General features: G+C 36.8%; 11 protein-coding genes. 1 reads left to right on the top strand and 10 read right to left on the bottom strand.

All coding sequences use genetic code 11. The features are described from left to right. From ON09_RS06325 to map, 4 genes are all read right to left on the bottom strand, one after another. Positions 1-2,440: tetratricopeptide repeat protein (locus ON09_RS06325; RefSeq protein ID WP_010600218.1), on the bottom strand; the 2,440-nt coding region annotated here is incomplete at its 3' end. 351 nt (positions 2,441-2,791) lie between these two features. After that, entirely contained in the window at positions 2,792-3,721 is a 930-nt protein-coding gene (locus ON09_RS06320) for an aspartate carbamoyltransferase catalytic subunit (protein WP_010600217.1), read from the bottom strand. Between the two features lie 7 nt (positions 3,722-3,728). After that, the gene (gene pyrR, locus ON09_RS06315; protein WP_010600216.1) at positions 3,729-4,274 is read right to left on the bottom strand and encodes a bifunctional pyr operon transcriptional regulator/uracil phosphoribosyltransferase PyrR; all 546 of its coding nucleotides are present in this window, start codon (positions 4,272-4,274) and stop codon (positions 3,729-3,731) included. Between the two features lie 71 nt (positions 4,275-4,345). Continuing rightward, positions 4,346-5,110: a type I methionyl aminopeptidase gene (gene map / locus ON09_RS06310; RefSeq protein ID WP_010600215.1), complete on the bottom strand. Its 765-nt coding sequence runs from the start codon at positions 5,108-5,110 to the stop codon at positions 4,346-4,348. Between the two features lie 67 nt (positions 5,111-5,177). On the opposite strand from map, the gene ON09_RS06305 reads away from it, so the two are divergent. Further along, positions 5,178-5,582 (top strand): thiol-disulfide oxidoreductase DCC family protein, encoded by a 405-nt coding sequence (locus tag ON09_RS06305; RefSeq protein WP_010600214.1) that lies wholly within the window; start codon positions 5,178-5,180, stop codon positions 5,580-5,582. On the opposite strand, the gene ON09_RS06300 is transcribed toward ON09_RS06305, so the two are convergent. The 6 genes from ON09_RS06300 to ON09_RS06275 all read right to left on the bottom strand — a co-directional run bounded on the left by ON09_RS06300 (position 5,579) and on the right by ON09_RS06275 (position 13,826). Next, on the bottom strand, positions 5,579-5,788 hold the full coding sequence (locus tag ON09_RS06300; RefSeq protein WP_029204149.1) for a hypothetical protein: 210 nt from the start codon (positions 5,786-5,788) through the stop codon (positions 5,579-5,581). The genes ON09_RS06305 and ON09_RS06300 overlap by 4 nt on opposite strands. A gap of 89 nt (positions 5,789-5,877) precedes the next feature. After that, entirely contained in the window at positions 5,878-7,545 is a 1,668-nt protein-coding gene (locus ON09_RS06295) for a beta-N-acetylhexosaminidase (protein WP_010600212.1), read from the bottom strand. A 444-nt stretch (positions 7,546-7,989) separates the two neighbouring features. Next, positions 7,990-9,924: a 30S ribosomal protein S1 gene (rpsA, locus tag ON09_RS06290; RefSeq protein WP_010600211.1), complete on the bottom strand. Its 1,935-nt coding sequence runs from the start codon at positions 9,922-9,924 to the stop codon at positions 7,990-7,992. 403 nt (positions 9,925-10,327) lie between these two features. Next, positions 10,328-11,308, bottom strand: coding sequence for an SH3 domain-containing protein (locus tag ON09_RS06285; RefSeq protein WP_010600210.1), 981 nt, complete (start codon positions 11,306-11,308; stop codon positions 10,328-10,330). Between the two features lie 129 nt (positions 11,309-11,437). After that, positions 11,438-12,841: a TPM domain-containing protein gene (locus ON09_RS06280; RefSeq protein ID WP_010600209.1), complete on the bottom strand. Its 1,404-nt coding sequence runs from the start codon at positions 12,839-12,841 to the stop codon at positions 11,438-11,440. 154 nt (positions 12,842-12,995) lie between these two features. Further along, on the bottom strand, positions 12,996-13,826 hold the full coding sequence (locus tag ON09_RS06275) for a 3-keto-disaccharide hydrolase (RefSeq protein WP_010600208.1): 831 nt from the start codon (positions 13,824-13,826) through the stop codon (positions 12,996-12,998). Positions 13,827-13,877: the final 51 nt, after the last annotated feature.

Here is a 13,877-nt window from a genome sequence, read left to right as displayed (position 1 = left end):
ACGACACACTCAATGAACGTTCCGTGTAATCGCTGGTCCAGTCATTTAAGATGAACTCATAATCAGGAATGGCCTCATCAGGGCGACCAAGTTTTACCAACGATTCTGCTCTGATAAATTTCGCTTCTTTTTCATGGTTTGCTTTAGGGAACTTATCGAAATAAGCATTTACAGCCTGAAAAGCGCCGTTTGCATCACCTTTTAAATAGAGGTTATTTGCGGCTGAGAAAACGATGTTGTCTTGCTCATTGCTTGAGTAATTTCCAAGTGGCGTAGTGTTCGCGTAAGCGATAAAACCATTGGCATCACCTCTGTCTACATAAATATTTTTGATGGATTCCATCGCCTGTTTAGCTTCGTCAGCGGTTGGATAATCGCGAATTACTTTTTTAAACGATTCTAAAGCAGCATCATCCTGATCCTGATTGTATTGAACCAAACCAATGGTAACCAAAGCCTTAGGGACATAACTACTGCGTGGATATTTCGCAACTAAATCCACCAAGTCGGATTTAGATTTATCGAAATCACCTTTGTTGAAGTAGGTGTAAGCCGTTTCGAAACCCGCATCATCCGCATAATTTGAGTTAGGGAATGCCTTAAGTAAGCTTTGCATGGTGGCAATTTTGGCATCGTACTGCGTTTCTAAACCCTGGATCATACCTTTTTGAAAAGTTGCATAGTCTTCAGAAGTGGTATGTCTGGCAATGATCTTATTATAATTGGCCATGGCATTTCCGTAAGTTTTATTTACGAAATACGAATCGGCTAAACGGATGGTGGCATCATCGATCGTTTTTTGATCTTTATCATTTCCATTTAAAAACTTCTCGAAATAGTTTGCCGCCTTGCTGTATTTTTCATCCTCAAAAGCAGCGTAAGCTAACGCATAGTTGGCAAAATTATAAACACCGGTTTTATCTGCATCTGGCATTTTAAGGAACTTCTCAAAAGTAGAAACGGCTTCACCGTATTTGCGTAATTCATACATTGCTTCCCCTTTCCAATAGGTATTTAACGCATGAATCTCATTATCTTCCGGGAATTTATCTGAACGTAGAAACATGGATAAAGCATTCGGAAATGCTCTTTCATTATAAAATTCCAAACCGCGGAAATAAGTTACTTTTTGATAAGCTTCTCTTGCTTCCAAGGTTTTATCAGGGATAGGCTCCAAAATATCAACTGCTGCCTGATAATTTTTTGTGGTTAAAAGTACTTCGCCCAGTAAAGTTTTAGCTTCATTAATTTTACGTGATTTCGGGAAAGCTTTTAAAAATCCCTGAGTAGCTTCCAAAGCTTGTTGGTGGAAATCCAACTCATAGCTTAATTTAGCATAACTTAACCAGGCTTCTTCCTGAATTGCTTTGTCGAAATCTAAACGCGAAGCCCTAAAAAATGCACTTTGCGCTTTTTGTTTGTTACCTAACTGAATAAATGCTTTACCCAAGGTGTGCATACCATTCTGCAGGTAAACATCATCATTGTTCAGCTTTTCTAAAACAGCAACAGATTCTTTATACTTTTTATTCTGAAATAAAGAGTAACCGTATTGATAAATAAATAAGTTGTTTTTGGTTTCACTTTTATCTTTTGCGTAAAATTCAGCGAAATATTTTTCTGCGTTTTTAAATTCTGATTTTGCAAAGTAAGAAGCTGCAACCAAACTCAACATTTCCGGCTCGAACTGCTGTTTCGTTTTTTGTATGGATGCTAAAGCATAGCTGATTACGTCATCGTAACGTTCATCTAAATAATACATCGAGGTGATGTAGTATGGATAACTCGCCTCGTAGGTAGGAGAACCCTTTAATTTTTCAAAATTTGCAAGTGCAGTTTTGTATTCTTTGTTTAGATAATTGATGTATGCAAAATAATAGGTTGCACTTTCCTGAAAATCACCTTCTTCCTTTTTTACCTTCTCAAATAAAGGTTCTGCCTTTTCATAATCTTGCATTTCAAAGTAAGCATAGCCTTGCTTAAATTGATACTCGTTACGTTGTTTGCCAGAAAGGGTAGAAGGATCAGTTTTTTCAAACCATTCTAAAGCCTTTTTGTAGTTTTTCTGATTAAAATATGTCTTTCCAACGTAGAAATAAGCCAGTTTGGTATTCGGATTTAAAGGATAGTCGCGGATGAACGCCTGAAACAAACTTTCAGCATCGCTATTGGTAAGTTCCAATGCACAAACCGCTGCATAAAATTTGGCATTTTCTTTTAATAAAGATAACTCTGCATTGCTCTCTGTTTGGGTAGAGGGTTTGTAACGCAGCTGCTCTACAAGTTTGAATTGCTGTGCTGCCGCGGTATATTTTTCTTTATCTAATAATTCTAAACCCGTTTGATAGTTTTTATTGAGGTTTTGCACCGCACTTATTTGTGCATAGGTGCCAAAACTTCCTGCCAAAAGTAGCGGAATTAAAAAGTATTTTTTCTTCATTATGATATCTTTTTTCAATGGCAATGAAAGCTATCTTGTTCTAAACATTTAGTTTCAGATCAATGATGGTTTGCATCGGTTTCAAATATGGTTGGTACTAAATTATAAATAGTATCATGGTTTATCAACAGAAGTAATTAACATCTGTTAATAACACAAATAAACGAAGGGTTTATTAAATTGGTATTGGAGAAGTTAGATTGTGGAAAAAAACAGTTCTAAACTGTTTATTGGTTCATTAGCTCATTCGCAGTTGACAGGTTTAGGAATGCAGTTTGGAGTAAACAATTTACAGTTAGCCGTTTTCAATGAACCAATGCCCAATGAAATTGGTCACCAATAAGCCAACGGCTATCCCTGGCTTGCCAGCAGATAAAGCACTGCCATTCTTACGGCAACACCGTTTTCAACCTGCTCTAAAATGATTGATTGTTTACTGTCTGCTACGTCGCTGGTAATTTCGACACCACGATTAATCGGACCTGGATGCATGACAATAATTTCTTTATCAAGATTATCAAGAATTTGTTTGTTTAAACCATACATCATGGCATATTCCCTTAACGAAGGAAAGTACTTAATATCCTGGCGCTCGAGTTGAATTCGAAGCATATTGGCAACATCGCACCAGTTTAGGGCTTTAATTAGATTATGTTCTACTTTAACACCCAGTTGATGGATGTGTTTTGGTATTAGGGTTGTGGGGCCGCAAACCATAACTTCCGCTCCCAAACGTTGCAAGCAAAGGATATTGGAAATGGCTACTCTCGAGTGCAAAATGTCACCAACAATTACTACTTTCTTCCCAGATACATCACCTAATTTCTGGCGGATCGAAAAGGCGTCAAGCAGAGCCTGAGTAGGGTGTTCGTGTGCGCCATCACCTGCATTTACGATTTGCGCCTTTACGTGTTTACTCAAAAACTGACCAGCGCCTGCATACGGATGTCGCATTACCACCATATCCACTTTCATGGATAGGATGTTGTTTACTGTATCAATTAAGGTTTCACCTTTGCTTACCGACGATGAAGATGCAGCAAAATTAACCACATCGGCAGAAAGGCGTTTCTCTGCTAACTCAAAAGATAGTTTAGTTCTGGTAGAGTTCTCGAAAAAAATATTGGCAATGGTAATATCACGAAGTGAAGGAACCTTTTTTATTGGGCGGTTAATTACTTCTTTAAAATTATCTGCAGTTTCGAAAATCAATTCGATATCATTCCGGTTAATATCTTTGATGCCTAAAAGATGTCGGGTTGATAATTTGTCTGCTGCCATTTTTATATTATAATTTTTCGGATAATAAAATCACTTTGTCTTCACTTCCTTCACTTGCCCAGGTAACTTTTACCTGTTGTGAATTTAAACTGTCTACCTGATGACCAATATAATCTGGTTCAATTGGTAAATGCCTGCTAAATCTTCGGTCAATTAATACCAATAATTCAACTTTCTCCGGTCGGCCATAAGCTAACAAGGCGTCAAGCGCTGCTCTTATGGTTCTTCCTGTCCAAAGTACATCGTCTATTAAGATCACTTTTTTCCCTTCGATGATGAAATCGATAGAATTGCTACTTGCAGTTACCAGGCCATCTTTGCGTCGAAAATCATCTCTAAAAAAAGTAATATCAAGGTTTCCCTTTAAAATTTTCTTGTTTTTTAAGATGGTTTCGAGTTCCTGATGAATACGATCGGCCAAAAAAATACCTCGTGGCTGGATGCCAATTAAAACGGTATTTGCGAAATCGTCGTGGTTTTCAATTAACTGATGGCAAAGCCTCTTAATTGTAATCTGAATTTTTTGTCCGTCAAGAAGTGTTTTCTTTTGCATTGAAGAAGGATTGGGCAAATATAGAAAAATGTTTTAAGCTAGGAAACCGGAATTTGAAATTAGATGCTTGTTTAAAGCCATATCTCATTTTCGGCAGTAAGAATGATGGCTTTATCGCCGGTTACCATGATGGTATGCTCATGTTGCGCTACAAAACCGCCCTTATTGCCCGTTAAAGTCCAGCCGTCATCTTCAGTTTCTGCAAGGTTAGATGCTGTAGAAATAAATGTTTCAATGGCTACCGTTGTGTTTTTTTTAAATCTGTCATGATTCCATCGATCATAGTAATTGGCAATATCGTGTGGCGCTTCATGCAGGCTTCTTCCTACGCCATGCCCGGTTAGGTTTTTAATTACCCGAAAACCTGATTTTCGTGCTTCGGTTTCAATGAGCCGGCCAATTTCTGAGATTCGAATACCTCCTCTAATATTGTTGATGGCTTTTTTCAATATATCTTTCGAAGCGTTAACCAGCACATTATGGTTGTTTAAATCGTTCCCCAATACAAAAGAGCCGCCGTTATCAGACCAATAGCCATTTAACTCTGCAGAAACATCTATGTTAACCAAATCTCCTTCCGCTAAAATTTTCTTTGAATGCGGAATGCCATGCGCAATCTCCTGATTTACACAAATGCATGTCCACCCAGGGAAATTATATGTTAACCGTGGCGCCGATTTAGCGCCAAAATCTTTTAAAATCTCCCCACCAAAATCATCAAGTTGTTTGGTAGACATCCCAGGTTTAGCAAAGTTTCGCATCTCTTTTAAAGTATATGCTACAGCTTTACTAACCCTTTGCATTCCTAATAACTCATCTTCTGTTGTGATCGACATAGATTTATTTTTTTACTAAAGTAGAGTTTTTGAAGAGCAAAGTAATAAATTCAATAGCTTTGTGACGATGATGGCGCAGAAATCCGTAATTTTTTTTGATGGTGTTTGTAATCTTTGCAATGCATCGGTTCAGTTTGCAATTGAACATGATAAGCAAGATGTTTTTAAATTTACGGCATTGCAGGGAAATTATGCAAAAGCCATTTTACCGAAATTTAATATCAATCTGGAGCGGATTAATTCAATTATTCTCGTAGAGAATGATCGGCTTTATACTAAATCGTCAGCTGCTTTAAGGATTGCGAAAAAATTGAACGGATTTTGGCCAATGCTTTATGCTTTTATGATCATCCCAAAGTTTATTCGGGATTGGTTCTACGACATCATTGCCAAAAACCGTTATAAATGGTGGGGAAAGCAGGAGAGTTGCTGGGTACCGACAACCGAACTAAAGGAGAAATTTTACGATTAACGCTGCTTTTGCTGGTTTTGGTTGTTCCTCGGTTTCCACAGCCAAAGTGTTAAGATGATTAAAGGTATAGCAATGCTTAACGCTATCACAATAAAAATACTGCGTTGCTTTACAATTTCAACTTCATCGGTGATGAAGATATTCACCGTTTCCCATAATACAAACAAGGTGATGATGGTGCAAATAACTGCAAATATTTTACGCATGGTTGAAATTTGAAGCAAAGATTGGATAAATTTTTTAAATGAATGGGAAAAATTAGCTGATTGATTAAAACGACTTCTCTATTAAATTTTCAATTTTCCAGATATCTTTTAGAATAAGTAATTCCCGTTAAATCATAGCGTTTAAACTGGGTTTTCAAGCGTTTTTGAAAATCGGAGTAGTTCCGTTTCTCTTTCGGGCTCCATAAAATTTCACTCAATGCATCTAATCTTGGAAAAAGCTGGTATTGAACTTTGGCAGGGTTAGTAATGTACTCACTCCACAAGCAACCTTGTCCACCCCAAATGTACTTTGCTTGCTCAGCAGATAATTCAGCCGGGATAGGTTCGTAGTTGTAAACATCAGCTAAAAGTGAGGGTTTTCCTGCAGTTAAACTGTCTTCCTTTACAAATTGTGAATGGTTGAAATAAACCTTATCTTCTGGCGTCATGATGGCTTTATGGTTCTGTTTTGCCGCTTCAATACCACCTTTTTCTCCCTGCCAGCTCATTACTACTGCATTCGGTGCTAAGCCGCCTTGTAAAATTTCGTTCCAGCCGATGATGGTTTTACCTTTACCATTTACAAATTTTTCTATGCGTCTGATGAAATAACTCTGTAGCTCGCTTTCTGTCTTTAAGCCATTTGCTTTCATAATTTGTTGTGAGGCGGCAGACTGTTTCCACCAAACTTTAGAGGCCTCATCGCCGCCAATATGGATGTATGGTGAAGGAAACAATTCCATAACTTCAGCCAGTACATTTTCCAGGAATTTAAATGTGGTATCTGAAGCTTGTAATACATTGTTGTATTTATTCATCATACCCCAGGTTTCAGCAACAGCATATTTTTTATTGGGTTCTGTTCCTAATTCGGGGTAGGCGGCAAGAACAGCCATACTGTGGGCCGGCATTTCGATTTCGGGAATAATGGTTACATAACGTTTGGCCGCATATTCTACTACTTCTTTAATCTGTTCCTGCGTATAAAATCCGCCATGTTTGACGCCATCTGTTTTTATTACAGCATTTTTTGGCGTGATATTAATCGCTGTTGGCAATACCTGATATTTAATGTTTTCATTTCCTTTGCCCGGCCATAAACCAATAATGCTGCCGTTTCGCCAAGCGCCTATTTCTGTGAGTTTAGGATATTTTTTGATTTCAATTCTCCAGCCATGATCATCAGTTAAATGCCAGTGGAAATAGTTCATTTTATGCAGGGCTAAATAATCGATGTATTGTTTTACAAAGTCTACATCAAAAAAATGGCGACTAACGTCTAAATGCATTCCACGGTATTCGAAACGAGGATAGTCTGTGATGTGAACCGCTGGAACTTGAAGCGATGCTGATTTTACCTCAGGTAATAACTGAATTAAGGTTTGAATCCCATAAAAAAGTCCATTTTCTGAATTGGCATAAACCATGGTTTGATCGTGGTTGCTTATAAGTTCATATTCATTTGAATCTTTTAATAACCGCTTAACTAGTTCCAGTTTGATGATGTTTTTTCTACTTGTCGAATTTGGATTTATCCGAAGTTTTAGATCATAATATTTTTGAATATAACTTTGTAGGAATAAACCTGAATTGGATAATGAATCATTTGAAATTATCTCCGTGTTTTTATCAATTATAAATTTTTCTGTGCTTAATCCTGTCTTAACACTAACAGGTTGCGGGATAATATTTATTTCCTGAGCAGAAAGGCTGTTGTAAAAAGCAATCGATAAAAGCAAAAAAATAATCTTCTTCATGATAAAACGGTTTTCTTTTCAAAAGTAGTAATTCTAAGCGGATGAAAGTAAAAGCTTTGAGAGAACGAAGTAATGATGTTGCCTAAACCCGATGGGAGGAATGCCGATTTTTCATCGGCAGAATCGGACAGCGGGGCAGGAGTGACCGATTATTGCTTGCTTGCGTTTTCAAATGATTTAAACTATATAAGGCATTTGAGTTTCATACTTAGCCAGGATGAAAATTTTAAATGTACCTAAATGTTAAATAAATGAGATTGCTTCGTCGTTCCGCCTCGCAATAACGGAATTTAAATTAAATGTCTTACACTCCTTATATGGTGAAAAAAGAGGGGATTGCTTCGTCGGCTGAAAAAGCCTTCTCGCAATGACGAAATTCTTCACGCAAAAAAAAAATCCCGATAACTTGCGCTATCGGGATTTAATTTATTTAGTTAAAAAGAACTAGCCTTTTTTAGCTTTGCTTTCTTCGCCTTCTAGTTGCGATTTCAATTGAGCCAATACGTCTAAGTCTCCTAAAGTAGATTTCTCTACAGAATCTTTAACTTTCTTAACTGCAGTTACAGCAGCTTTAGCTTCTTTTTTCTTAGCATTTCTTTCTTCTGCTACAGCTTCAGCTTTAACTTCTTCCCAAATACGAGCGTGAGAAACAACGATGCGTTTAGCTTCTTTGTTAAACTCGATGATTTTGAAGTCGTTAGTTTCTTCTGCTTTAACTGAAGTACCATCTTCTTTAACCATGTGTTTAGTTGGTACGAAACCTTCTACACCGTATGGTAAAGCAATAACAGCACCTTTATCAGTTACTTTAACAACTGTACCTTGGTGAACCGAATCTAAAGTGAAGATCGTTTCGAAAGTATCCCAAGGGTTTTCTTCCAATTGTTTGTGACCTAAGCTTAATTTACGGTTATCAACGTCTAATTCTAAAACAACTACGTCTAATACATCACCAACTTTAGTGAATTCGTTAGGGTGGTTTACTTTTTTAGACCAAGATAAGTCAGAGATGTGGATTAAACCATCAATACCTTCTTCGATTTCAACAAATACGCCGAAGTTAGTCATGTTTTTAACAGTTGCTTTGTGCTTGCTTCCAACTGGGAATTTAGCAGCAACTTCTTGCCATGGATCGTTAGATAATTGTTTAATACCTAAGCTCATTTTGCGCTCGTCTCTATCTAAAGTTAAAACTTCAGCTTCGATCTCATCACCAACTTTTAAGAATTCTTGTGGGTTTCTTAAGTTTTGTGACCAGCTCATTTCAGAAACGTGGATTAAACCTTCAACACCAGGGATGATTTCTAAGAAAGCACCGTAATCTGCAACAGTTACGATTTTTCCTTTTACTTTAGAACCAACTTGAATGTCAGTGCTTAAGTTCTCCCAAGGGTGTGGAGTTAATTGTTTTAATCCTAAAGCGATACGTTTTTTCTCATCATCGAAATCTAAAACAACCACGTTGATTTTTTCATCTAATGATAATACTTCTTTTGGATGCTCTATGCGGCCCCAAGAAATATCAGTAATGTGAAGTAAACCATCAACACCACCTAAATCGATGAACACACCGAAATCAGTAATATTTTTAACAGTACCTTCTAATACCTGTCCTTTTTCTAATTTAGAAACGATTTCTACTTTTTGTGATTCTAAATCGTCTTCAATTAACACTTTATGAGAAACAACTACGTTTTTAAACTCATGGTTAATTTTAACAACTTTGAATTCCATTGTTTTACCAACGTAAACATCGTAGTCACGGATAGGTTTAATATCAATTTGAGAACCTGGTAAGAAAGCTTCAACGCCCATGATATCAACAATTAAACCACCTTTAGTACGGCTCTTAACGAAACCGTTGATGATTCTATCATTTTCAAGAGCCTCGTTAATAGCTTCCCAAGATCTTTGAGTTTTTGCTCTTTTGCGAGAAAGGATCAATTGACCGTTAGCATCTTCTGGTGCTTCAACGAATACGTCAACTGAATCGCCGATTTTTAAATCTGGTGTATCACGGAATTCTGAAGTAGAAACTAAACCATCTGATTTAAAACCAACGTTTAATACTACATCTTTGTTGTTAATTGAAACAACAATACCGCTAATGATTTCACCTTTAGTGATTTGATTGAATGTTCCAGCGTACATATCTTCAAACTTTTTACGGTCTGCATCATTGTAATTACCGAAAACTTTTTCATCTGCATCCCAATCGAAATCTTCCGTTGGTGTTGCTAATGATGATTTGATCGATTCGATCGAAACTGAATCAGCTTCTGATTCAATAGTTTCTTTTTCAGTCAGGCGTCCGCCTTCTCCCTGAAGCTCAGCTGTTTTTGCTGCTAATTCTTTTTCTGCTACTTGTTTTTTAGCCATTAATTAATTATCTCCTTTTTTCCCTATTTAGGGACTGCAAAGGTAAAAATATTTTAATTAATAGAAAAGAATTTTTTAATAAATGTTGCTGATTTTAAGGTTATTAGTAAAAGAGTAGTGCGTATTTCGTATCAGGTAGCAAGATTGGATGCTTTAAGGCGCAAAGATAAATGAATAAGGAGTAAAGATTTGTTACCTTAAATAGACGATTTGAAATCCCTTTTTTAGGAGCGCACATGGAGAGATGGTTCTTTTCTTTTTCTAGAAAAGAATTGTTTGAAAATCAGCGTTCCGTAATTCTTTGTTCACAGCAGCCCCGTTATCGCTTATAGTCCTCGCTGCGTTGCACTTCGCTGCGGGCTATTCCGCTCTACCGGGTTTAAAAACATAGGTTGTTTGAAATTTATTTCTTCGTGAATATCCCTCTGGTAAATCCTTCTCCAACCAAAGTGTTTTCATCTCTGATTAGCAATAAAATCATGTTCTGTTGATCATACAATTTAATCATGTCGCCTTCAATAACATATTTTGCTGTGAAGGTAGAATCCGTGTAAGTATCCTTTACAATCACAGAATCATTGGTGTTAAAATCAAAGGTTTTATATTGTGTTTCGCTATCGCTTACAAAAGTTCCGTTAACTGTTTTAGGTTGGATGAAAGTAATAAAGCAAAAGTAAATTACCACTAAAACAATAATTGCTGAAATGCCGATTAAAATTTTATTTTGATTAGAATATTTAAAGATAAAGTAAAGAATGGTACCCATTACCAAAGCCACTACAGCAAAAAAGATAATATTTGAATAATCTTTGTCAATTGCTGGAACCTCAACAGATACAGCTGGTTTTTGTACGGCTTTAACTGGCGATACCCGAACTAAAAATTCTTTACTCACCCAACCTTCACCATTGGTCACCTTGATTCTAAAATAACTGGCATCTGCAGAATCAATAACGGCAACATTTTCATTTTCCGGAAGATAACCAATCACCTTGCTTTTAGGATCGGCTTTTTGCCTCACTCTTAAATTATCAGTAGTAACGCGGTAAATTACATCAGTAGCAGGAGCTGCTGTTGCAGAACTTTGAGTAGCAGGATTAGTTTGGGTAGTATTTGGTTGTGGCGTAGGCGCTGATATCTTTTGAACGAAATCTTTACTTACCCAACCTTCGCCATTTTTAAGTTTTATTTTATAAAATTTATCATTGCTGGCATCTAAAACTGTTAAATTTTCGTTTTGCGAAATATTAGCTATCACCTTACTTTTAGGGTCACTACTTGCTCTAACCCGTAACTGATCAGCAGTTACTTTATAGGTATCTTGTGCATTAATGCGGCTGGAGAAGATTGAAAGCGCAATTAATAGGAATAAAATTCTAGTCATAGTTTTAAGATTGCTGCAAAGCAGTTTTATAAAATTAGCAACGACGCAAAGAGCAAACATCGTGCTATAAGTGCCAAAATTAGGAAATACTTTTAATTACAGGGAGAAATGAGGCGGTTAATTCAATTTCTACCAACTGCCTCCGGTACCGCCGCCACTGCTTCTACCACCTCCCCAGCTGCTCGATGAAGAAGATGAACTACTTCTTGACGAGGATGAACCTGATGAAGATTTAGTTTTAACCAACATGGCCAACGTAATCCATTCAATAAATTCTACGTTTCTGCAAAAACTACATTCGTTTATCAGTTTTGCCTTGCCTTCGCGACTATAGGTTGCTGCAGTAACCGTAACTTGTTTGTTGAGTTTATAAGTTCTGAAATTACATTTCGGACATTCGGTATAGCTGTTATATTCTTCCGCAGGCCATTGTTTAATCACATGTTCTTTATGATCAGCACTTTCCCAAATATCATAATCGTAGGTTTGTGCGCCTTCTTCAGCTCGTTGTCCGGCACTTAAAAAGGGTTTGCCTTCAACATTAATATCCCGATCGACACGAAGCATTTCCTGATTCTTACTGTCTAAAACAGGCTTAAACCGATCAATGTTTTTGCCTCGTTTGAATAGATAATTAATCAAAGTAATTAAGATCAGCGGAGAGAAAATAATCAGCCAGAAATTCTTCTTATTAAAATCGCTGACAGCGTTAAAATAATTTTTATCGTCGTAATGTGTTTTTCGTAGCGAGGAAATATGAAATAAATAACGAAAGAATAAACAGGCAGCTAATATTCCATATAAAATAAAAGGAGCATGGATAAGCTTTACTTTATCAAATAAACCAAAGCCCCTAAAAAATACCATTGCAAAAATGCTCACAAAAATGAACATGAAAAACCCGGCGCAGCCGCTGATGATTGTTTTCTCGTGGCCGTTATTGCCACTAGCATCTACCTTGATCGTTTTCTTAGCTTGTTTATTTACAATTTTAAAAATCCCGAAAAAAGCTAAAATAATAACAAGAACAGGTATCCAGACTTTCCCTAAATCGCCATTTTCGCTTTGTTGCGTGAAAAATTGATTGAGCTCCGATTTATTTTCTGGATTTAAAATTACTACTCCAATGGCATCAATAGTCGTTATAATTCCTGTCCCGAAATTATTCTCCCTGAATGCAGGTAGTAGGTTTTGCTCAGCAATATGTTTGAGTTTAACATCAGGCAAAACACCTTCAATTCCTGTTCCGGTGATGAAACGATATTTCCGCCGATCTTTTGCTATAAATAGCAGCAAGCCATTATTGCTCGTTTTTTGTCCAATTCCCCAGGTATTAAAAAGTTCGTTGGCAAAATCGAAATCTTCCTGTTCATGGTCAAAATCATTAACAATAACTACTGCCACCTGAACATTAGTTTTGCCTTCAAAATCTGAAATGGTGGCATTAATCTGCGAAACATGATCGGCACTTAAAATGCTATCAGGATTACTTACCCAGCCTCCTCCGTTTTTTTTTGGTATCAGGGATTTCACTGATGGTATAGGCTTTCTGCGCAAACGAAAGGCTAGAAATAAGTAAAAAGATGACAACTAATAAATTCTTAATTGAATGAGTTTTGAGCATCGGATAATTTAAGTTGGTTGAAAATCGCGTTTACATCATTCTTAACAATAGGGTGTATTGTTTTTACTCTTTTAAAACTCTATCGATGATTTTGTTTAATTTAAGTTCGTCTTTTGCGTAAGGTGCCAGATCGAAAAGCTTAACCGTCTTAAATTCTATAGGGTGGCTTTCGCTTTGCAGTGAAATATAGCCTGACTTTAAAGGGGTGCCATCAACTTTAACCTTTGGATCGTAATTCGTTACACTTCCTCCACCAATTTGTGGTTTTGTATATTCTAAAACTACCTCACCGGCAATGATATGTTTAATTACTGAATCGCCTAAAACCAAGAATTGAGCAGTAACCCACTGATCGCCATGATAGGTTTTTGATTTTGAATCTAAACAGTGCGTTGTAAACAACTCACCTTTATAATTAATTAATGTTCCTGGTGTACAAACATTGCTGGTGTGGCGCACATGTTCTCCATCGCCGCCCAGAATTTGCGCTTCAACGGAGATTGGAAAATCCTGATCTTTCAACATCGTAGCAGGATCCTGCCCATGCAACATAGCACCACTATTTCGGGTTGCCCAACCTTCTCCACCTTTGGCTTGCTCGCCAACAAAACGATAAGTTACCTTTAATAAATAATAGGAAAACGGCTTTTTGTAAAAGATATGGCCGTACTGTTTATCAAAATCAGAATACCCATCGTAACTTACTTTCATTACACCATTTGCAACGCTGAAAGTATTGGCATAATTATCTTGGTAATCATGTTTGGAAATTTTTACATTCCAGTCTTTCAAGTCTTTTCCGTTGAAAAGATTGATCCAGCCTTTTTGCGCCTGAACGTTTAGCGCAGTAAATACGCTGATTAATAACAAAAGGGAAGTGAGTTTTAATTTCATAGTAGCTTAATGGTTAGCAGCTAAAAATAGGAAATTAAACCAACCCGATAA

The organism is Pedobacter agri PB92, assembly GCF_000258495.1.
GTDB lineage: Bacteria > Bacteroidota > Bacteroidia > Sphingobacteriales > Sphingobacteriaceae > Pedobacter > Pedobacter agri.
This window is presented reverse-complemented; position numbering and strand designations above follow the sequence as displayed.